This is a genomic window from Mesorhizobium sp. RCAM 05104, assembly GCF_059683645.1.
Genome location: NZ_CM185033.1, coordinates 713997 through 734922 on the forward strand (window position 1 = coordinate 713997; position 20926 = coordinate 734922).

The 20926-nt window shown below is 59.6% G+C and carries 15 protein-coding genes and 5 pseudogenes; 10 read left to right on the forward strand and 10 right to left on the reverse strand.

The window, feature by feature from the left end; translation table 11 throughout:
• Window positions 1-154: 154 nt before the first annotated feature.
• The 3 genes from AC56QP_RS03915 to AC56QP_RS03925 form a co-directional block, all read right to left on the reverse strand.
• Entirely contained in the window at window positions 155-565 is a 411-nt protein-coding gene (locus tag AC56QP_RS03915; protein WP_489860859.1) for a curlin, read from the reverse strand.
• Between the two features lie 171 nt (window positions 566-736).
• Window positions 737-1135 (reverse strand): curli-like amyloid fiber formation chaperone CsgH, encoded by a 399-nt coding sequence (csgH, locus tag AC56QP_RS03920; RefSeq protein WP_489860858.1) that lies wholly within the window; start codon window positions 1133-1135, stop codon window positions 737-739.
• A gap of 69 nt (window positions 1136-1204) precedes the next feature.
• Window positions 1205-1642 (reverse strand): curlin, encoded by a 438-nt coding sequence (locus tag AC56QP_RS03925; protein ID WP_489860857.1) that lies wholly within the window; start codon window positions 1640-1642, stop codon window positions 1205-1207.
• A gap of 629 nt (window positions 1643-2271) precedes the next feature.
• Here AC56QP_RS03925 and AC56QP_RS03930 point away from each other — a divergent pair.
• From AC56QP_RS03930 to AC56QP_RS03970, 9 genes and pseudogenes are all read left to right on the forward strand, one after another.
• A complete protein-coding gene (locus AC56QP_RS03930; protein ID WP_489860856.1) occupies window positions 2272-2700 on the forward strand; it encodes a divalent metal cation transporter in 429 nt (142 codons plus the stop codon).
• A gap of 24 nt (window positions 2701-2724) precedes the next feature.
• Window positions 2725-3357, forward strand: a complete 633-nt coding sequence (locus tag AC56QP_RS03935; protein WP_489860855.1) for an NRAMP family divalent metal transporter — start codon at window positions 2725-2727, stop codon at window positions 3355-3357.
• A gap of 132 nt (window positions 3358-3489) precedes the next feature.
• Window positions 3490-4032, forward strand: coding sequence for a Chromate resistance protein ChrB (locus AC56QP_RS03940; protein ID WP_227347342.1), 543 nt, complete (start codon window positions 3490-3492; stop codon window positions 4030-4032).
• Between the two features lie 31 nt (window positions 4033-4063).
• Window positions 4064-5281 carry an MFS transporter gene (locus AC56QP_RS03945; RefSeq protein ID WP_489863691.1) on the forward strand — a complete coding sequence of 406 codons (1218 nt, stop codon included), beginning with the start codon at window positions 4064-4066 and terminating at the stop codon, window positions 5279-5281.
• Between the two features lie 46 nt (window positions 5282-5327).
• Complete coding sequence (locus AC56QP_RS03950; RefSeq protein WP_489860854.1) at window positions 5328-5879, forward strand: phosphatase PAP2 family protein; 552 nt, start codon at window positions 5328-5330, stop codon at window positions 5877-5879.
• A 65-nt stretch (window positions 5880-5944) separates the two neighbouring features.
• Window positions 5945-6607 (forward strand): flagellar basal body-associated protein FliL, encoded by a 663-nt coding sequence (locus AC56QP_RS03955; RefSeq protein WP_489860853.1) that lies wholly within the window; start codon window positions 5945-5947, stop codon window positions 6605-6607.
• Window positions 6608-6672: 65 nt separating this feature from the next.
• The gene (locus AC56QP_RS03960) at window positions 6673-8748 is read left to right on the forward strand and encodes a bifunctional DedA family/phosphatase PAP2 family protein (RefSeq protein ID WP_489860852.1); all 2076 of its coding nucleotides are present in this window, start codon (window positions 6673-6675) and stop codon (window positions 8746-8748) included.
• A 369-nt stretch (window positions 8749-9117) separates the two neighbouring features.
• A pseudogene (locus tag AC56QP_RS03965) lies at window positions 9118-9884 on the forward strand (alpha/beta fold hydrolase); the annotation flags it as partial.
• The gene (locus AC56QP_RS03970; protein WP_489860851.1) at window positions 9769-11469 is read left to right on the forward strand and encodes an ATP-binding protein; all 1701 of its coding nucleotides are present in this window, start codon (window positions 9769-9771) and stop codon (window positions 11467-11469) included. The pseudogene AC56QP_RS03965 and the gene AC56QP_RS03970, both read left to right, overlap by 116 nt.
• A 33-nt stretch (window positions 11470-11502) precedes the next feature.
• On the opposite strand, the pseudogene AC56QP_RS03975 reads toward AC56QP_RS03970, so the two are convergent.
• The 7 genes and pseudogenes from AC56QP_RS03975 to AC56QP_RS04005 form a co-directional block, all read right to left on the reverse strand.
• Window positions 11503-12084: pseudogene (locus AC56QP_RS03975) on the reverse strand (transposase); the annotation flags it as partial.
• Window positions 12085-12213: 129 nt separating this feature from the next.
• On the reverse strand, window positions 12214-12942 hold the full coding sequence (istB, locus tag AC56QP_RS03980) for an IS21-like element helper ATPase IstB (RefSeq protein ID WP_489858710.1): 729 nt from the start codon (window positions 12940-12942) through the stop codon (window positions 12214-12216).
• 5 nt (window positions 12943-12947) lie between these two features.
• Window positions 12948-14441, reverse strand: a pseudogene (gene istA, locus AC56QP_RS03985) (IS21 family transposase); the annotation flags it as partial.
• Between the two features lie 115 nt (window positions 14442-14556).
• A pseudogene (locus tag AC56QP_RS03990) lies at window positions 14557-14727 on the reverse strand (helix-turn-helix domain-containing protein); the annotation flags it as partial.
• Between the two features lie 82 nt (window positions 14728-14809).
• Window positions 14810-17435, reverse strand: a pseudogene (locus AC56QP_RS03995) (bifunctional diguanylate cyclase/phosphodiesterase).
• Between the two features lie 297 nt (window positions 17436-17732).
• Complete coding sequence (locus tag AC56QP_RS04000; protein WP_489863229.1) at window positions 17733-18599, reverse strand: class I SAM-dependent methyltransferase; 867 nt, start codon at window positions 18597-18599, stop codon at window positions 17733-17735.
• A 915-nt stretch (window positions 18600-19514) separates the two neighbouring features.
• Window positions 19515-20171, reverse strand: coding sequence for a ThuA domain-containing protein (locus AC56QP_RS04005; protein WP_489860848.1), 657 nt, complete (start codon window positions 20169-20171; stop codon window positions 19515-19517).
• A gap of 237 nt (window positions 20172-20408) precedes the next feature.
• Here AC56QP_RS04005 and AC56QP_RS04010 point away from each other — a divergent pair, with 237 nt between their 5' ends.
• On the forward strand, window positions 20409-20909 hold the full coding sequence (locus AC56QP_RS04010; RefSeq protein WP_489860847.1) for a VOC family protein: 501 nt from the start codon (window positions 20409-20411) through the stop codon (window positions 20907-20909).
• Window positions 20910-20926: the final 17 nt, after the last annotated feature.

Consider the following 20926-nt stretch of genomic DNA (forward strand, 5'->3'; position numbering starts at 1 on the left):
ACACGACCGCAGGGGGGCCGGGTCGCATAGCTTGGCACGCGGACGTGCGATCGGCATTTCGGACATAGCGACGGTGAGGCCGGCGCTACGAGATCACCAGGCATCGAGCTGCGGCGACCCGCAATGACTATCTCGGGGCCGATCTCGTCGGTCTCTACCAGCCGTAGCTGAAAGTCGCGCCGCCGCCATCGCCGTTCTGCACGACGTTGGCGTGGGTATTCCTGCCGAACTGGAAAATTCCGTAAGCGTTGTCATTGCCGTTCTGCCGAAGGGTAGCTGAGTGGCCATTGCCCTGCTGTTGGATGATACCCAGATTGCCGCGGCCGTTCTGCGCGATCCCGGCAACATTGCGGCGCCCCGATTGGCGGATGCTGGCGCCGCGCAGGCCGTGATAGAGCGAGTAGACCCGCAGGCCGGTCGCCAGGGCGCCAGCATCGCGGGCGTTGGCAGGGGCATAGGTCGCAGAAACCCAGCCGCCGGCTAAGGCCGGTGCGGACAGCGCCCCCTGGCCGATGCTGCCGGCAACGAGAGCGACTGCGAGGGTCTTGAACATGTAGTAGGTCATCCTAGTCTCCATTTCCGGCCGTCTTTGCCATGACTGACTAACCTTCTCATTTCGGGGCTGAACCCTGGCGGAACGTCGTTCAGCAGTCGTTCAGTCATTGTGCCCAGGCCTGACGCTCATAGAAAAGAGCGCCCCGACCCCGACGCCCTTTTTGTAATCTTGGCGATGCGATCAGGTTGCACCACCGACCCGCTCGGCGCAGCCGATTCTCTTGCCGCCGACGGTTACCTCGAGCTTGGCGTCGTAGATGCCGCCCTTCGCGTCGAGCGTGACGGTGCCGAGGGTGACAGGGGGGCCGGGCGCGGCGCTGAAAGCGCCGCCCTGCTCGATATCGGTGCCGCCGGTGTGACCGGCACTTTCGACATGGAAGGAATACGTGCCGCTCACATTTGTGTCGGCATGGGCGAGCGCCTCCAGCGAAACCATGCCGCCTTCCGGCGTGACACGGATCTCGCAGCGTACCGGCCCAAGGGACTGGTCGGCGGTGGCCATGGTTGCCAGCGCGTTGGCCGAGACCAGGACCAAGGCGAGTGCCGCGACGCGGCGGGGATATTTGGTTATGCGTGGCATGGTTCGTCTCCTTGGCGTTCGTTAGCCGCGACCGCAGCCCTTTCCGCGGTCGCTTGCTCGTGCTGCCTATTACTGGCAGGCCTGGACGAAAGCAGCCACGTTGCCGCTGCCACCCTGGCTGACATTGGCATCACAGCCGTGCCCCACCTGCACGCCGGCAGCGATGTTGCCGTTGCCGTCCTGCGTCAGAATGGTGGTATGGTTCGAGCCGAATTGGCCGACCCCAGCCACGTTGCGGTCGCCGTTCTGGTAGGTGGCGCCATAGTTGCCGACGCCTTCCTGGCCGATGGCCGAAAGGTTGTGGCGGCCGCGTTGCTGGCCGATCACCTTGTTGAAGCGGCCGTTCTGATAGACACGGATACGGTTTCTGAAACCGTTCTGAGCGCCGCCGGCTGAGTTCGACCAGCCATATTGCTCGATGCGTACATCGTTTGCCATGGCCGGTGCGACGGCGGTGAGACCGACAAGAGCGGCGAGCGCGGTTGCGACGAAAGAATTGCGGATCATGAGAGCGTCTCCTTTGGCGGACGGGGCCGCGCGTTGAACGGCTTCTTTTTAGGAAACGCCGTTCGAACCGAAGCTGAAGACGGTGTTCAGATGGAGTTCAGGAAGGACTAATTGATCGCGATATTGTGATTTTGAGAGCGCTTCCGGCATTCGGGCCGAAACATTCACGCGGAGCGGGCGGTGAATAAGGCTTCTCTCGGCTGCTTGTCAAAACCTGGCAGCCATGCCCTTCCACCATCTGTTTAAGGTGGGCGGCCATACCAATTTGTAATGTTGGCGCATGGAACCGAACCGGGGTTTGCAGCTTCCTAGCTTTCAACAAAGGATACGTAAGGCGAGCCTAATGTTCAGTGACAAAGAAACACGATTCTTAGAGGCAGGGCTGTTCGTCGCTGTGCCGCTCTCAATCCTGGTCGCGGTGCTGATGGTTAGCCTTACGTTCGGCTGGTTTGGATGAGCAACAAGTGGGATTCTTTGTGGCAAGGAGAAGACTGTCTTCGTCGTCGGTGCGAGCCTCCTTTGCGCGGGATCGGCACCCATATTCAGTAGGTATTACTAGCGGTTTAGATCGGGACCTTTATCAATCCGCACGTTAGCTGACGGATTTTTACGTTGGGCGGGGTCTAGTCGTGGACGCAAATGCAGCAAACCCGGTTTTCGGGCCATCCAGGCGGCGCCTGCTTGGCATCCTTGGACCCGGCCTAATCGCGGGTGCCTCGGACGACGATCCGAGCGGCATTGCCACCTATTCTCAGGTTGGTGCTCAGTTCGGCTACGGCATGGGTTGGGTCATGCTGTTCAGCTGGCCCTTGGTGTGCGCCATTCAAGAAATCAGCGCCAAGATCGGACGCGTCACCGGTAGAGGTATCGCGGGCAATCTGCGAAAGCACTATCCTGCTGGCGTTGGTATTTCGATCGTTTCACTGCTCATGATCGCCAATATCATCAACCTCGGCGCCGACCTAGGTGCGATGGGAGCCGCGTTAAGACTCATCATCGGCGGACCGCAGTTGCTGTACGTCGGCGACAATGTGAGTCACTTCAGCACAGACACATAGCGGGAGTAACGGGAAAATCAGGAGGTGGAGGAGGTTAACGAGCGCGATGAGGCCTCGCCGCTCAAAGTCGCTCCCGAACAGGCACCAGAAGAACTGACACGTATCCGCATCGATACCTATTTTGGCATGGCAATCTCCAACGCCGTTGCCCTTTTCATTATCGTGACAACGGCGGCCACGCTCAATGCCAACGGTGTGACCGACATTCAGACTTCATCGCAGGCGGCCGAAGCGCTTCGTCCGATCGCCGGCCCGTTTGCGTTCTTCGTCTTTGCGCTTGGAATTATTGGCACGGGCTTGCTGGCCTTGCCCGTACTCGCCGGGTCGTCCGCCTATGCGTTGGGAGAGACACTCGGCTGGAACGTGGGATTAGCCAAAAAACCACATCGGGCCAAAGCGTTTTACAGCACGATTGCTGTGGCGACGCTGGTTGGCGGCGCCCTCAATTTCACCCCGATCGATCCGATAAAGGCTCTGTTCTGGAGCGCTGTGATCAATGGCGTCGTGGCTGTTCCGGTCATGGGGATGATGATGCATCTCTCGAGCAAGCGCGCGGCAATGGGAGACTTTCAGCTGCCGGTAGGACTCAAAATTGTCGGCTGGCTGGCCACCGCGGTCATGGCCGTGGCTGCAGTTGGCCTCTTTGCGACGTGGTAATATGGGCTTGCGAACGATAGAACGGGTTTCTGATGCGTCGGGCCTCACGGGATTCCAAAACGCCTCAAGTAGGTTGCTCAAGGCGTAATCGTTGTCGTTGACTTGTTACGACCGTTACATCATGCTGAAGCGATGGTTGTCCTCACGTGGCTTCTTTTGACATACAAAGTACCTCCAGAGCCCGCCACCAAGCGCGTTGCGCTATGGCGGCGGCTGAAGGGCATGGGCGCGATTTACCTGCAGAACGGTGTCTGCCTGCTGCCGAAGACCGACGACCATGTGCGCCGACTGAAAATGCTGGAGAACGATGTTTCCAAGATGGGTGGTGAATCCGTCATCCTGGAGACTGTCGCCCTTGATCGCGCTCAAGAGGACAAGGTGGTCGCCCGCTTCAAGGCGGATCGCGACGACCAGTACCGCGAGTTTCTCGGTCGGTGCGCCGGCTTCGAGGTCGAGATCGCCAAGGAAATCACGATCAACAAGTTCACCTATGCCGAGCTTGAGGAAGAAGACACCGATCTGAAGAAGCTCCAGGGCTGGCTGGAGAAGATCAAGAAGCTCGATTTCTACGGTGCATCACTTGCAGATGAAGCTGCCGAACGGCTGCGGGCATGCGAGGCGTTGCTCGACAGTTACGCTCAACGGGTCTTCGACGCACACGATGAAAATCGGTGAGTGGAGCGGCCAGTATGACGGAACAGGCGCGATGACAACCGAGACAGTGGATCGCTCCGGAACCCGGCGGGGGATTCCCGTCGGCATTTGGGTCCTCGGCTTCGTCTCGATGCTGATGGACATCTCATCGGAGATGATCCACGCGCTGCTGCCCATCTACATGGTGACGGTGCTTGGCACTTCGGCCCTTACCGTCGGCGTCATCGAGGGCATCGCCGAAGCGACCGCCTCGATCACCAAGGTCTTTTCGGGGGCACTGAGCGACTGGCTGGGCAAACGCAAGCTCCTCGCCGTCTTCGGTTATGGTCTGGCGTCCTTGACTAGACCGATCTTTCCGTTGGCGTCCTCGATCGATTGGCTTATCGCGGCGCGTTTCATCGACCGTGTCGGCAAAGGCATTCGCGGCGCCCCGCGGGACGCGCTTGTCGCCGACCTAGCCCCGCCGCATCTTCGCGGCGCGAGCTTCGGCCTGCGCCAGTCGCTCGACACGATCGGTTCGTTTCTCGGGCCGCTTATTGCCATCGGCCTCATGTGGGTGACAGCCTTTCACTTTAAGGCGGTGTTCTGGATTGCGGTCATCCCGGCATGCCTGTCCGTCGGACTGCTCCTCGTCGCCGTGAAAGAACCGGAACGCCCGAAGGAGCAGCGCCGTGTCCGCATGCCGCTGCATCGCGACGAGCTCCGCCGACTGGATGCGACTTACTGGTGGGTCGTGGCAATCGCGACGGTTTTCACTCTTGCTCGCTTCAGCGAAGCATTCCTTATTTTGCGTGCGCAATCCATCGGTCTGCCGATGGTGCTGGCCCCGATGGTCCTCGTGATCATGAGCCTCGCCTACTTCCTGTCGGCCTATCCCGTCGGCGTGCTGTCCGATCGTGTGAACCGCCTGACAATCCTGATCGTTGGCCTGTTTCTGCTCCTCGCAGCAGATCTGGTTCTCGCTTTCGCCCCGGGGACATTCGGACTTGTGCTCGGAGTGGTCCTCTGGGGGCTGCACATGGGTTTCACCCAAGGATTGCTGGCAACCTTGATCGCCGACGCCGCTCCAGCGGAATTGCGCGGGACCGCCTTCGGCGTGTTCAACCTCGTTACGGGGTTGGCGCTCCTTGTTGCCAGCGTGACCGCAGGGGCTCTCTGGGATGCGACGGGACCGCAAGGCACTTTCCTCGCAGGCGCTGTCTTCACTGTGCTGACCTTGGTGGGCCTGCTTCCTGTTCGAGCGCGGTTGGGTAAGCGGGAGGCGTCATGAGAGCGGGCTGTCTCGCAATTTCTTTTCGAGCTGGAATGGTGATGGAATGGAAAATCTGGATGCGCAGGTCACCGGCTGGATCAATAGCCTGTCAGGGCACAACAACCTGATCGATTTGTCCATGATCGCTGTGACACAGGTGGGCGTTCCCCTGTTGATCTTGGCCGTGGTGGCGTCCTGGTGGTGGGGTGGCGGCGGTCGCTCCGGGAGGCACGTTGCGGTTGCCTGCGGCCTGACGTTCCTGCTGGGATTGGCTCTCAACCAGGTCATCCTGCTCGCCGTCCATCGTTTGCGCCCCTATGACGCTGGCGTGTCACACCTGCTGATCACGCGCAGCGCCGATCCGTCGTTTCCCTCGGATCATGCGACTTCCAGCTTTGCCATCGTCTTCAGCTATGCGTTCAGCGCCCATGTCCGGAAGGCACTGTGGTTCTTCGCGGCCGCCCTGCTCGTAGTGATTTCCCGTGTCTATGTCGGGACCCACTATGTCGGCGACATCCTGGGCGGGACAGCGACCGCGCTTGTTGCCGCCGGACTGGTCAGGATTGCTTATCGGGAGGACACCCGCATCGATCGATGGGTGACCGGAATTCTGTAAATGAGCGGCAGCAAAGTCCGCAATGTCGTGACAAAGGCAGCAGCTCAGAATTGGGAAGGCTCCGCATGCCGCACGAATCCCTGTTATCGAACTGGCTCGATCGATCCCGCGTACTCACGTTTGCCTTGGCCTTGCTGGTCACCTGGCTCGTGATCCCGGCTTCCATCAGCGCTGCTCTCGAAACTCCAACGGCGGGTCTCGCGGATGCGACCGTTCTGATCATACGTCATGCCGAAAAACCGGATAACGGGACGGGGCTCTCCCCTGCAGGCGAAGCACGGGCGCAGGCCTATGTCGGATATTTTCAGCATCTCCCCCTGAATGGGGTCGCATTCCGCCCGGATACGCTGATAGCGACCGCCGATTCCAAAAACAGTGCGCGCGAGCGTCTGACCCTGGAGCCTTTGAGCCGAGCGCTTGGGATTCCTCTGGATCTGAGATTCAGCGCCAAGGACATAGCAGGCCTTGTTCACGCCATTACGAGCGAAGCCCACGGAAAGTCCGTGCTTATTGCCTGGCATCACGGCACGTTGCCGCAGATCATAGAGGCACTTGGTGGTGACCCGCACGCAGTCCTGCCCGACGGTTATTGGCCGGACAACGTCTTCGACGCTGTCGTGGCGCTTCGCTACGACCATAGTGGGAAATTCGTTCCCGGCTCCGAGCAGCTCATTCACGAAGATTTCGCAAAGCCGCCGGGACGGATCAGGGGAGCGAATTCCCAATGAGCCCCTCCCCCGTAAAAAGCCTCCGCCGGGTGTTCCGGATCGTCGGCCAAAACGAGGGATGATGAATGTCCTTTTTCTCGGCGCTCACTGACTACATCGCTTCGCATCCCCACCTGGCGTATGCGGCGATCTTTCTGCTGGCTCTGTCAGAGTCCGTTCCGGTCATCGGCGCAGTCGTTCCTGGAACGGCCATCATCGTCGGCCTTGCCGCTCTTGTCCCGAGCGGGGTGCTGATGCTGTGGCCGATGTTGATTGCGGCCTTTTTGGGCGCGATCGTCGGCGACGGCCTGTCTTTCTGGCTGGGCCATCGCTACCACCGTGAAATCCTGCTGCGTTGGCCGCTGAACCGTTATCCCGAACTCATCGCGCGCAGCGAGGCATTCTTCGAGCGGCACGGAGGCAAGAGCGTCTTTCTGGCGCGCTTCACGCCAGGCGTGCGCGCGTTCATCCCGCTCGTGGCAGGCATGTTGCGAATGCCGTCCCGCCGATTCTACTACGCCAACATCCTCTCCGCGTTCGTTTGGGCGCCGTCGCACATCCTGCCTGGCGTGTTCGTCGGCGCATATTTCAGCGTTGCCGGCGCTGCCGCAGGCCGGCTCGCGGTGCTCCTTGTCGCACTGATTATTATCCTGTGGGCCATCGTTTGGGTTGTGCGTCACACGGTGCGCCGGGGCATTCCCATCCTTCTAGGCAATCTGGAGCAGCTGCGAGCCTGGTCGGGTGCTCGCGATACCTGGACGAGTCGTCAAATCCGCTCCTTGCTCGATCCGGCCCAGAAGGAAACGAAAATACTCGCGGCGCTGGCACTGTTGCTCGCCGCCGCCGCATGGACCTTCTTCGGCATCCTCGAGGATGTCGTCAGCGGCGATCCTTTGGTGCGTACCGATGCCGCCGTCTACCGCATCCTTCAAGACCTGCGAACGCCCGTGGGCGATTCCTTGATGGTCGGCTTCACTGAACTGGGCGACACGACGGTCGTGGTTGCGATTGCCGTCCTCGTGTTCCTATGGCTGGCCTGGAAGCGCGCCTGGCGCACGGCCGCTTACTGGGTAGCGGCCATCGGCGGTGCCGCAGCAATCAACACGGGCATCAAGGTGGCCCTCCACCGGGCGCGTCCCACCGAGAACCTCTATTCCGGTTGGAGCGATTTTTCCTTTCCCAGCGGCCACAGTACCGAAAACGCCGTCCTGTATGGTTTTCTGGCTTTCCTGGTCGCTCGGCGCGTCCGGCCGGCTTGGGGTCTCCCAGTTGCGGTTGCGTCGGCCGTTTTGGTGGCCTTGATCGCTTTCTCTCGGCTCTACCTAGGTGCCCACTGGTTCTCCGACGTGGTAGGCGGATTGGCTTTCGCGACGGCATGGCTGGCCCTCCTCTGCATAGCCTACTTGCATCATCAACCGTCCGAAAAGGGCGCCGGAGGTCTCCTGGTCGTGGCCTGTGCCGGCCTGGTCGTTGCAGGCGGATATCATGTCTATCGCAACCACACCAAGGACATGGAGCGTTACGCAGTCCAATACGAGGCACCGTCGATCGTCGCGGCGGATTGGTGGGCGCGGAATTGGCAGCAAATGCCTGCGCAGCGGATCGATCTCGCGGGCGAGACCGAGGAACCGTTGACATTCCAATGGGCCGGAAGCCTCGAACGCCTCGAAGCAGATCTGACGCAAAAAGGCTGGCGCCAGCCAGTTCCGTGGACGTTGGCCGGCGCTCTCGCCTGGTTCATGCCGCGCCCCGGTCCGATGGACCTTCCAACGTCGCCCTATATGGAGCGCGGGCGTCTGCCGAGCCTTACGTTGGTACATCCGCGTGACGATGCAGGCGGCACCACTTCGCGCTTCGTGGTTCGCATCTGGGCGATCGACATTGACCTGCGAGACGGCCGTCCGACGGAACTCTGGATCGGATCCGTTGTCGAGGAACAGTTGGGCAATCGCTTCCCGCTCTTCACGGTGGCGCAGGCGCAGCCCGATGCGAACGCGCCCCGTGACCTTCTGGCTGCGTCTCTCGAGCCCAGCCAACTGGTCAGCCGGCCCGATCGTAATCCGACCCCCGTTTGGGATGGCCAAGTTCTGCTCGCCCATGACCGAAGCATTCAAATTGATCAAGATGGCGGAACACTGCCGAGCGGTTCTGCCAGACGGTGATTTCAATACTACTGCCCGTCTGATTGGCCCGGCTGAGAGATGCGACAGGAGCTACGTTGGGACCCATGGCTGTAGGGGTACGGTCTGGCAGAGAAAGGTGGATGACCCGCCCATGACCGCGGAGCAAAATGCCAAATCCGAGGATAGTAGTGGCAGGTGGCAAGGCGAGGATATGTCACACCTGATCCTCCACCGCATGGCCGAATGACCCCGCCACGGTCACGCCTGACGCACGGTGAGGCATTGCTGGGAAAGGGTTGCTTCCACGCGGGGCTTCTGATGCCGCGCCCGGATCAGGGCACGAAATCTGGCTGGAGCGCCCACACAGGTCGTGCGTACTGGGAAAGGTCGGCACGCAAAGGACTAGTCTTGAACATTATGCAGCGCAATAACGTTAAGGTGGTGGGCGCCGGCAGTCGCGCGATGGTCTTCGCCCACGGCTTTGGCTGCGATCAGAACATGTGGCGCTTCGTTTGGCCTCCCTTTTCCGAACAGTATCGCATCGTTCTTTTCGATCACGTGGGCTGCGGAGGATCCGACCTTTCGGCTTACCAGCCGGAGAAGTATGCGTCTTTAGGTGGCTACGCCGCCGACGTCGTCGATGTCTGCCGCGCGCTGGGCGTCACCCATGGTGTGTTCGTCGGACATTCCGTGAGCGCAATGATCGGCGCCCTCGCTTCGCTCAAGGCTCCCGAGATTTTCGACGATCTGATCATGATTGGTCCGTCACCTCGCTACGTCGACGATGGTGACTACACCGGCGGATTCAGTGAGCAGCAAATTCATGAGCTATTGGATTTCCTTGATGACAACCACATGGGTGGTCGCGGGCTATGGCGCCCGTCATCATGGGCAATCCCGACCGGCCGGAGCTCGGGGAAGAACTTACCAATTCGTTCTGCATGACGGATCCAGAGATCGCAAAAAAGTTTGCGCGCGTTACTTTTCTTTCCGACAACCGCAGCGACCTGCCTTCAGTAAAGGCCCGCTGTCTTGTCCTGCAATGTTCGGAAGATGTGATTGCGCCGCAGACTGTTGGCAAGTATGTCGCTGACCGGCTGGCGAACAGCCATTTCATGCTGCTCAACGCAACTGGCCACTGCCCGAATCTCAGCGCGCCTGACGAGACTGTTTCTGTTCGACAATGCTCCATGCGGATATGTCGCCGCTGGCGCAGACGGACGTATCACCAAGGTGAACTGCACGTTTTCGAAATGGCTTGGTCGAGACAAAGCTTCCCTTCTGGGACAACGCTTTCAGGACTTCCTAAATATCGCGGGGAAGATCTACTACGAAACCCACTTTGCGCCGCTGATGCGCATGCAAGGTTTTTTCAACGAGGTCGCACTCGACTTGGTGCGAGTCGATGGATCGCCGCTTCCAGTTCTCGTCAATGCGGTCGAGCGGCGCGATGAGGCGGGTGACCTCCTCTTCATTCGCATCACCATCTTCAACGCTTCCGATCGCCGGCGTTACGAGCGAGAGCTTCTCGAAGCCCGTCGAGCCGCGGAGCAGGCGAGTGCTGAACTCCGCCAACTTAACCTCACGCTCGAACAACGTGTAGCCGAAGCCGTCGAAGCGCGCCTGAAAGCGGAAGAGGCCCTTCATCAGGCGCAAAAGATGGAAGCCGTGGGCCAGCTGGCGGGCGGTATAGCGCACGACTTCAATAACATGCTCGCCGTCATCGGCTCTTCGCTCAGTCTGCTTGAGAGACGGCTGGCCAAGGGCGAGGACGTCGCGCGCTTCATTTCTGCAGCACAAGAAGGCGTTAATCGCGCCGCCGGATTGACACGCCGCCTGCTCACCTTCTCGCGTCAGCAGAGCCTTGCACCTGAAGCGATCCAAACCAATCAGATGGTCTCCGAAATGTCGGAGCTTCTGCGCCGCACGTTAGGCGAAGAGGTACACCTCGAGACCGCCTTGGGGAGCGAGCTTTGGCAGATCAACGCCGACAAGAACCTCCTCGAAAGCGCTATCTTGAATCTCGCGATCAATGCGCGCGATGCCATGCCGGAGGGTGGACGATTGACCATCGAGACTGCCAATTGCGACCTCGATGAGAATTACGCCGCGGAGTACGCTATTACATCAGGGCAATATGTCATGGTAGCCGTTACAGACACCGGTACCGGCATGACTTCCGAGGTCATGGCCAAGGCCTTTGAGCCCTTCTTCACCACAAAGGGCGTAGGCAAGGGTACAGGCTTGGGATTGAGCCAAGTGTTCGGCTTCGTCAAGCAGTCGAATGGTCACCTCAAGATCTACTCCGAGGTTGGGCATGGTACTGCGATAAAACTTTACCTGCCTCGGCTGCGCTCCACTACCGAAATACCGAAGCCTCCGCCCACAGGCGCTTTGGCGTCAGCCTCCGATAATGAGGTCATACTCCTGGCCGAGGATGACGATCAGGTGCGGTCGCTGACGGCTCAGACGCTGCGTGAACTGGGCTATCGCGTGATCGAAGCAGGGGCTGCTGCCGAAGCATTGAACGCGCTCGCGCAGCACCCCGACATCTGCCTTCTTTTCACCGACGTGGTCTTGCCCGACTTGAACGGCCTTCGTCTCGCCGACGAAGCGCGACACCGCCGACCCCACCTCAAAATTCTTTTTACTACGGGCTACGCACGCCACACGGACCCGGACGTGCCCCTGCTGCAGAAGCCAGCCTCCTTGGAGCAGTTGGCGGCAAAAGTGAGAGAAATTTTGGATGGACCGGATTAATCTGATGACGGCATGCTACACAGACCGGCCATGCATCCATTGTTTGATTTTGGCGAAGGCTTGCTCGATCGGATTGAGGTCCGGAGAGTAGGGCGGCAGGTACCAAAGCTTGGCACCGGCAGTGAGCTGCTGCTCGACATAGGCGCGGAAGCACTGGCCGTTGATCGGCGCGTCGAAGACGCAAGGTGCCGCGAGCCGGTCCCAGCGCAGCGCGCCGAGGAAGGTCAGCGTGCGCCAGTGGCCGTGCGGAGCCAACCGCGCAGCCGCTTGCCCTTCGGCCCCCAACCTCGCAGCGGAGCCATGTTGGTCTTGATCCAGGTTTCATCGATGAAGACCAGTCTCTGCGGGTCCAGGCTGACCTGCCAGGATCGCCATCGTTGGCGCCTGCGGGCGATATCAGCACGCGCCTGCTCAAGGGCGAACAGCGTTTTTTGAAACTCAGCCCCTCGCGGCGCAGGAACATCCAGCCGCGTTGTGCGAGACCTTGACCCCGCGCGCGGCCAACTCGTCCTTCAGCCCATGCAGCGTCAGATCAGAAGTCTGATTGATCCGCTCCACGATGAAGGACCGATGCGGCTCAAGAATCCGCTTGCGGTGTCCGCCTATGTCAATCGGCCCGCAATTGGGACCCTGGATCGGCTCGCAAAAGGGACCCCTTTTTTGAGGCACAATGGTCAGCGCTCGCCGGGCGGAGCTGGTCTGGGTTGCGCAGCCCGGCGAGTGCGGATCGGCGTGATGGGGTGATCAGGCGCGGTTCTTGAAGCGCCAGGATTCGTTTCCGGTCTCGATGATCTCGCAGTGATGGGTGAGACGGTCGAGCAGCGCGGTGGTCATCTTGGGGTCGCCGAAGACGGCGGGCCATTCGCCGAATGCCAGGTTGGTGGTGACGATGATCGATGTGCGCTCGTAGAGCCGGCTGATCAGATGGAAGAGCAACTGCCCACCGGCCTGGGCGAACGGGAGATAGCCGAGCTCGTCGAGCACGACGAAGTCGAGCCGGGTGAGGTAGTCGGCGATGCGGCCTTGCTTGCCGCCACGGTGCTCGATCTCGAGCCGGTTGACGAGATCGACGACGTTGAAGAAGCGGCCACGTGAGCCGTTGCGGATCAGGGCGCGGGCAATGGCGATTGCCAGATGCGACTTGCCGGTTCCGGTGCCGCCGATGAGAACGGCATTGCGCTGATCGGCAACGAAGGTGCCGTTGGCAAGGTCCCGGACCAGCACCTCGTTGACTGGCGTGCCGTCAAAGTCGAACTCATCGATGTCCTTGGCGATCGGCAGCTTGGCGACAGTGAGCTGGTATTTGATGGAGCGGGCCTGCTTCTCGGCGATCTCGGCCGACAGCAGATCGCCGACGATCCTCGGCGGCTCGTGCTGGCGCTTGATGCCTGTCGCCATGACCTCGTCGTAGGCGCTGCGCATGCCATAGAGCTTCAGCGTCCCCATAAGATCCAGAACCTGGGTGCGTTCCATCAGCTTGCCCTCCTGAGGCTGTCGTAGCGGGCGCAGTCGGCCTGCGGCTCATGCTGCAGGCGGAGCGCGTCCGGAGTAAGAACGGTGATTGCCGGCGCCGGATCGCGCTGCCGTGCCAGGATGTTGATGATGACGGCTGACGAGCAGACGTTCTGGTCGAGTGCCTCTTGGCAGGCCGCCTCGACCGCGTCGAGACCGTCACTGAGAACGGTAGCCAGGATCGCCACCATCTGCCGATCGCCGTCGTCCGCGGACTTCAATCTGCGCCGGACCCGCTCCATTGCCGATGGCAGAACCCAGCCCTGGAACGGCGCGCCATTGCGCAACGCTCCGGGCTTGCGGGCAAGCACTGGGACATAGTGCCAGGGGTCGTAGATCGTCTCGCCGCGCCCGAACGAGCGGACATGTTCGGCGACGAGGCTGCCGTCCTGACGGATGACGATGCGATCGGCATAGGCCTGGACCTCGACGGGGCGGCCGACGGCCGTCGAGAGCACCGAGTATTTGTTGTTGTCGAAGCGCACCGTGCAGGTCTTCGACACCGAGGCGGGGACCGTGTGGAATCCATCGAAGGGCCCACGATACTCGACAAGCTTGCCGCGCTCTTCCTCGAACACGTTCCAGATCGTGCGCTCCGGCTGGTCAATATGACGGTGCGCCTTGGTGTAGGCGATGCATTTGTCGAGCAGCCAGGCGTTGAGTTCGTCATAGGATTTGAAGCGTAGCCGCGGCGTGAAGAAGCGCTCGCGCACCAGCCCGACCTGATTCTCGACCTGACCCTTCTCCCAGCCCGACGCCGGCGTGCAGGCGACCGGCTGCACCAGATAATGGCTGCACATCTGCAGGAAGCGGCGATTGTATTGGCGGTCCTTGCCGACGAACACCGTCTCCACCGCGGTCTTCATGTTGTCGTAGATGCCGCGCGTGCAGGCACCACCGAAGAAGGCAAAAGCGCGGTCGTGCGCGTCGAACACCATCTCCTGCGTCTCGCGCGGATAGGCCCTGACGAACATCATGCGGCTGTGGCAGAGCCGGACATGGGCGACCTTCACGGTCACAGTCACGCCATTGATCAGGACGATCTCGTGGCTCCAGTCGAACTGGTAGGCCTCGCCCGGCGGGAAGAACAACGGCACATAGGCTTCCGCCGTCGCTGATCCCTGCGCCTTCGACCAGCTCTTGGCGTATCGGCGAACCGCATCGTAGCTGCCGTCGTATCCGAGACCGCGAAGCTCCTCAAAGATCCGGATCAGCGTTAGCCGCTCGCGCCCAACCTTGCTGTGATTGCCGTTCAAAAATCCATCGAGCTGACCCTGCCAGGGACCGATCTTCGGCATCGGCTGCCGCTCGCGCTCGTAACGGAACTCAGTCGCATCAGATCGCAGAACCTTGCGGACGACCTTCCGGGAGATCCGCAACTCGCGGCAAATCTCCTTGATCGACTTCCCATGAACCAGCGACAGCCGGCGTATCTTCGCAATCGTCTCCACAACCAACATCCAAAACAAATGCCTCCGATGAACCCGGAGGCAGTGTGACAACCCCGCGTTACAGGGGTCCTTTTTGGACGCCGATCACCCCTGAAACGGGGTCCTTATTCCACGCCGAAACACATCCGCCTATCTTGCCCGGCGCCACCGAGCCGGTCGTCCCATGGCGCTGCAACAGCTTCACCGCGGCCGAAACCGAAATGCCGAACCGTTTCGCGGCCGACCGGCGACTCTCGCCACTCAAAACCGCCGCCACAACCCGCTCGCGAAGATCATTGGAAAGAGGTCGAGTCATCAGATGCTGGCCTCCACTCCAGCCAGCATCTTGAATCACAAAACCAGCAATCCCTTTCGATTCCATCAAGTCGTGAGCCGCTCTAGCTGGCCGCGCGCAGGCGTTGAGAGCGAACCAAGACCTTCAGCCCCTCGGAATCCAACGCCTGCCCGAAGGCATAACCCTGCAGTATGTCGCAGCCCAACTCCTTCAGTATGCGAGCGTGCTCCATCGTCTCGACGCCTTCCGCTATGACCTTGATACCTAGGGATTTGCCGATCTCGATGATCGACGAGACAATCTGCCTTCGTTGCGGAGATTCGACTATTGGAATGACCAGCTGCCGATCAATCTTCAGTCGGCGCGGCTGTATCTTGAGCAGGCTGACTATGGAGGCATAGCCCGTACCAAAATCATCTATCTCTATATCAATGCCCAGTTGCTTGATTTGATCGACATTCCATGTCACCAAATCATCGTTTTTGTCAAGGAAAATGGACTCAACAAGCTCAAATGAAACTGTTCCCTTCTTGATATTCATATCTCGCAAGCTCTTTATGAGTTCTTCATCTTGGAGCCGCCGTGCCGAAACGTTGACTGATACACGCGGTATATGAAGATTCGCAGCAGACCAGTTTTCAAAATCTGAAAGCGCTTGGTCCAGTATGGTTCGATCGATCATCGAAACGACGTTTAGTTCTTCTGCAATCCTTAGAAAGACATCCGGTGCTAAGATGCCCTTCTTTGGGTGCCTCCATCGCGCAAGCGCCTCGACTCCGACAATTTCGAGAGTTTTTGCACCAAATTGGGGTTGGTAGAAGGCTATGAACTCATTGCGCTCAAGGCCGCCAAGAATTTCGTCGGCCATCCGCTTTGTGTCGACGATTTCGCTTTGCATCGCTTCAGTGAAGAATTCGTGCCGATTGCGCCCACGGTTCTTTGCTCGGTAAAGCGCGATGTCGGCGTTCACCAGGAGGTGCTTGGCTTCGACGTCTTTTCCGTTGTCGACCGCAATTCCCACGCTAACACCAAACCGGCATCGGTGGCCTTGGTAGTAGACGGGCTCGCTCATCTGGCTGATGAGGCGGTCGGCCAGCAGTGCCAGTCGCTTGATATCGTCATTCACCGTGCACAGGATGACGAATTCGTCTCCTCCGATCCGAGCGACGAATCCTCCATCCTCGACCTTGGATCGAAGGACGGTGGATGCGTGAACCAACATCGCGTCGCCCGCAGCGTGGCCGAGCGTATCGTTGATGTGCTTGAACCGATCCAGGTCGATGTGAAGCAGGGCCGCTTGACCGCCGTCGCGCCTGCAGTTGGCTGCGTACTGTTCCATTACCTGGTCGAGGTAACGACGGTTGGGCAAACCGGTGAGCAGAATCATGAAGCGCGATATGCTCGATGCGGGCCTTGGCCGCCTCGAGTTCGACATTTCTCGACTCGGACAGTTGTTTCGAGCGAACCAGATCGCTGTTTAGCAGGACGTCGGCTGTGACGTCCCATTCCGCACCAATCATTTTGGGCGTCTCATTTGGGGCTTGGTATATGGTCGCCTTAGATCGGACATGACGAATCTCGCCATCCGGACGAACAATTCGGTATTCCGACGAATATGTTCCGCGGCTGGCCACGGCATGGTCGAAATCTGCGTGGGCGGCGGCCAAGTCCAGGGGGTGAATTGCGCCTGCCCAATCCGAGTAGCCTCGACGTCCTCCATCGCTGGGTCTGCCATATATTTCATTGACCCGATCGTCCCACGACAGGTCATTGGTCGCGAGATCGTGTTCCCAAACGCCAATAGCCGATGCCTCCAAAGCGAGTTCTAGTCGTCTCGACAATTGACGCAGTTCCGCATAGTTACGCTGTCTCTCGCCAATCAGACGACCTGTGACCAAGAATGGGATCACAATCAGCGCCCCGGCCACGGCCATGATTGCGCGCAGGAACCACGCGTTGCTGGGAGTCGAAGGCCAGCCGTTTTTGGGGATTGCTGCGATTTGCCACGATCCTGACGGGAGCAGAACTTCGGCCGTCACTGGATTGTTTTTGCGGACGCCCACATCGCCGAAGAATTGATCTCCGCTTGGGCCGAGGGCGTCTTTACCAATGAGCGCGACGTCAATCCCGAGATCATCGTCAAGCAGGCCGCTCGCCTTGTAAAGGCGCTGCACGTCGACAACGGCGGAAATGATGCCCCAGAATCTTTCAGTGTTGCCCGCGCTCGGCACAAAAACCGGAAAGCGGCCGATGAAGCCTTGGCCGCCCTGCTTCAGGTCGACCGGACCGGCAAGAATCAACTTGCGCTCGTCTCGCGCCCGCAGCGCGGCGTTACGCTGCCGATCGTCCATTCGGTAATCGAGGCCTATCGCTTTCTCGTTGCCCTTCAGAGGGTACATCAAGGAAACGACCAGATCGGGCGCGCCAGCAATATTGTTCAATTGCGAGTCGCCGCCAAAGAGGTTGCTCGCGAGCGAAGCGAAGCGCTGCTGTCCCATATAGGGTTCAGTCACGACCGTCGCGACAACCCCATGCACGAGTTGGAGGTTCCCGTTGATGTTCCCCTCTAGCTTGGCGCGGATCAGATTGACCTTGGCCAGGACATCCGCACGAGCGGCCTGGTCCGAAACGATTTTGTTCTGATGGTCCGCATAGGCCGCGCTGATGGCAATAACCAAAATCGCCACTGCGGCCGGAATATTTGCCGACGAAAAAACAGCTTCCTTTATGCCGCTGAACCTACCGCCGAAAAGAGCCAATAGGGTGGAACTCCCCTGTGTTAATCAGGTTCTCGGATCGACCCGCCGACAGAACATTAGCTTCCATTAATTAATTTTGAACTTCTTAGTCGTGAAAACTTTGCACTTCCGACCGTGTGTCGACACCACTGTCCATGCAGGAACAGCCAGGATGGACACGCCGCCGTCGGCACTTGACGCAGGAGCAGCCATCGGTCTCGAGGAGCCGTGCGTTTCCAGCCAGCCCCTCGGCTAGCGGTGAGCACTGGAGCTACTTGGGGTGCGGCCCTAGTGTCCCTCGATAACCTTAGGAGCAACAAGGTATGGTATCTTGCCGACGCTTCGCTTCGTCGCGCCAATGGAATAGGCCATTGGGATCTTGGGGGAGTTGTTTGGCAGGCCGTACATATCCTTGCCTGCCCTCACTGCAAATGAAAAGTGCTGCCACGAAACCGTGTCATGCTCATTCAGAAAATCGAGCGTCAGCCCCGCCGAAATCAGTGCGTTCACCACGTCGCTGATCGGATGGATCCACTCATAATACCGAGGATGCTTCAAAATGCGGTCGTCGCCGGTATAGGTCCGTTCCTCGTTCCATGCGAGCGGCCGAGCTATAGGCGTTCTCCAATCGTGCTTAAACTCCAGCGCCGCGGCCTTACGATCACACTGAAACATCAACGGATGGCCCTCGGCCATATAGAGCCGGCCACCTGGTCTCAGGAGATCCGCAACGACCCGCGCCCATCGGAACACATCGTCCAGCCAATTTACCGAACCCCAGGTAACGTAGGCGATGTCAAAGGTCCGGCCGAGCGCTTCAACTGCCTCGAATAGTGGCGCTTCCACGAAGCGCACATCAGTACCTGCCTTCGCGGCGAAATCCCGCGCAGCTGCGATCGCGGTCGGTGAAAAGTCGAGACCGATCACGCTGCCAGCACCGAGATTCTTCAAGCTGATCGTGTCGAGCCCGATGTGACATTGCAAATGGACGATATCCTTGCCGACGATATCGCCGACCTCGCCCGTTTCCAGCTCATAGAGATTGGATCCGCCTGCCAGCACATTTTCAATCTGGTAGCTGCCCGTCGTGTCGGTCGAATGCAGTTCGGCCCGATCATCCCAATTCAGGCGATTTGCTCCCAGAAACGGTTCCAAATTACCCCCCTGCTTTCAGCGGCGACTGACACTTGGTTAACAAATCGTTAATATACCTTTGCAGCGAAAGAGTCGCGCGTCAATGTGGGCCGGCGGGCGGGTGCGCCTACGTCGCAAAGCCCACCCTGCCTCTGCGGCCAGTGTCAGCTCAGCATCCAGTCGTGGAGGATAGCGGCGGCGGCTCCTCAAAAATCGCCCCGGTGATGGCCTAAACGCGCCAACCTCTGGCGTCGGGCGTTCCAGCAGCAGCGTAGACGGTTTCCGGTGACAACGCTAAACGGCTCCGCGGGAAGCGACTTGTAGTCGTTTGGCCGGTCAGATGCTTGGCGGTTCCTCGATCAAGTCAGTTTCCCTCCTTTTTGAGTTCGACGGTGCTCATTCCCGATCGCCGCCTTGGTTGGGGTGCCAGATTCATGCTTAGCGACCGAGATTGAGACGCACAGCTGTCATTTAACACGTAGCGTTTCGTGCTGCTGACGGTGACGACCTGCGAAGTCACCCGCGCCAGAGTGGCGATGCCTCAGACTTCTCCAAAACCGAATCTAATGGCCTAATTTGGGCCATAAGCACTCGCAATTCGGGCTGAGATGTCGGACGAGGCCGCACCGTAGTGAAAAGAGACCCCGCCAAGTCGCCGCCTTCAAAGCTATCCAAAACCGAACCTAGTGTCCCACTTTGTCCATAAGCAACCGAAATTCGGGCTGACGCGCGACGCAGAAAGTTCGAAAAGCTTCCAGGAACCCCAGTCAATCCCTGATTGTAGAACTGTACAAGGACCTCTTCGGGCCGCAAGCGGAATGTCCGCCCTTGGGTTATGTGTGGCTGAAGGTCGACCTTTCACATCCAAGGCTGTGCTGACCGCTAGCCTCTGAAGCCGGCATCGGTTTCTCCAGCGCCGCGCGACTGTTCTATCTACTAAGGCCGAGAACTCGTGCGGCTAGCCCAATTCAACCCCCGCCGAAGGATTATACTCATCGACGCATTGTCGAATTCCTCCGGCACATGGCCAAGCGCGCTGAAGAAGACGCGCCCATTGCCGAACGGCTTCTTCCACACTGTCGGCATCACGACCCCGTCGATCCAGGGATAGTTCAGCCCGTTGAAGCGGGTACTCGCCAGCACTTCGTTGGCCGGGTCAACATGCATGTAATATTGCTCCGAATGGTATTCGAAATCGGGAATACCGGCCATGATCGAATCGTCCGGGCGCGCGTTCTCGACCGTGTAACGCGTTATTCCGCCGGGCTCGCACACATAGGCGCCGCCGACCATGTAGCGGAACCGGTCATTGTCGCGGAAGCCGTCAGCCATGCCACCATGAAAGCCGCCAAGCCCGACGCCCGACCAGATCGCCTGCCAAAGCCGTTTCGACGTGTCGACGCTCATCTGGCCCACCGTCCAGTTGGGCACAATCAGGTCATAGGCCGCGAGGTCTTCCCTGTCATAGGCATCGAGCGTTTCGCTGTGCGTCACCACGAATCCGTCTTCTTCGAGCATGGACCGGACGCGCTCGCCCGCCTCGAACGCGCGGTGCGGCGCATAGCCCCCGGAAATGATCAGACACCGCCTCATGCAATCCTCTCGCGTTTGATTCTTCACACGGCGATCTACATACATCTATTAGGACAACGATTGTACCGAAATATCAAAGCGTCGGATGCCTGATTTCAACACTTTCGGGCACTAAACCGGAAAACACCCCACGCAAGCATATCTACTAGAACAATAATCGTTGATATTTTTTATCAATGCGCGATATTGCCCCAGATTTCAGCCGGCAAAAGCCGCAACACGCCCGAGGAGCGAACGATGAGCCAACAACCCCAGTCAGCCACGCTGAACCATGTCAGCATTCCCGCTCACGACCTTGCCGAGTCGGAAGCTTTCTATCGCGAAGTCCTGGGATGCGAGCGCGTGCAGGCACCGAATTTCGGTTTCCCGGTGTGCTGGATGCGGCTCGGCAATTTGCAGCTCCACCTCCAGCAGGTCGGCCCGACTACCGGCGTGCGCACTTACCAGCATTTCGCGGTTGAGGTGACCGACTTCATTGGCGCCTACCGGGCATTGCGGGCGCGGGGTGCCTTCGAGGAAGGCACGCGCTATGCCGACCTGTGGCTTCTGCCGTCGGGCGAATTGCAGATGTTCGTGCGTGATCCCTCGGACAATTTGTTCGAGATCGACCATCCCGATGCCACGCAGCTTGACCTGTCGGCCTTCGAGACCCCCTTGCGCCGGCTGGAGAACGAGCACGAACAGTCGCAGCAGAACCGGCTTGCCACCCTCTTCCTCTACCGCAAGGCGGCAGCCTGATCGCGGGCGCGCGAGGC

Bases quoted from the DNA above. Each gene is read 5' to 3' on its own strand.
- AC56QP_RS03915 (WP_489860859.1), bottom strand. From the start codon at position 565: ATGACCTACTACATGTTCAAGACCCTCGCAGTCGCTCTCGTTGCCGGC.
- csgH (WP_489860858.1), bottom strand. From the start codon at position 1,135: ATGCCACGCATAACCAAATATCCCCGCCGCGTCGCGGCACTCGCCTTG.
- AC56QP_RS03925 (WP_489860857.1), bottom strand. From the start codon at position 1,642: ATGATCCGCAATTCTTTCGTCGCAACCGCGCTCGCCGCTCTTGTCGGT.
- AC56QP_RS03940 (WP_227347342.1), top strand. From the start codon at position 3,490: ATGGTTGTCCTCACGTGGCTTCTTTTGACATACAAAGTACCTCCAGAG.
- AC56QP_RS03945 (WP_489863691.1), top strand. From the start codon at position 4,064: ATGACAACCGAGACAGTGGATCGCTCCGGAACCCGGCGGGGGATTCCC.
- AC56QP_RS03950 (WP_489860854.1), top strand. From the start codon at position 5,328: ATGGAAAATCTGGATGCGCAGGTCACCGGCTGGATCAATAGCCTGTCA.
- AC56QP_RS03955 (WP_489860853.1), top strand. From the start codon at position 5,945: ATGCCGCACGAATCCCTGTTATCGAACTGGCTCGATCGATCCCGCGTA.
- AC56QP_RS03960 (WP_489860852.1), top strand. From the start codon at position 6,673: ATGTCCTTTTTCTCGGCGCTCACTGACTACATCGCTTCGCATCCCCAC.
- istB (WP_489858710.1), bottom strand. From the start codon at position 12,942: ATGGAACGCACCCAGGTTCTGGATCTTATGGGGACGCTGAAGCTCTAT.
- AC56QP_RS04005 (WP_489860848.1), bottom strand. From the start codon at position 20,171: ATGAGGCGGTGTCTGATCATTTCCGGGGGCTATGCGCCGCACCGCGCG.
- AC56QP_RS04010 (WP_489860847.1), top strand. From the start codon at position 20,409: ATGAGCCAACAACCCCAGTCAGCCACGCTGAACCATGTCAGCATTCCC.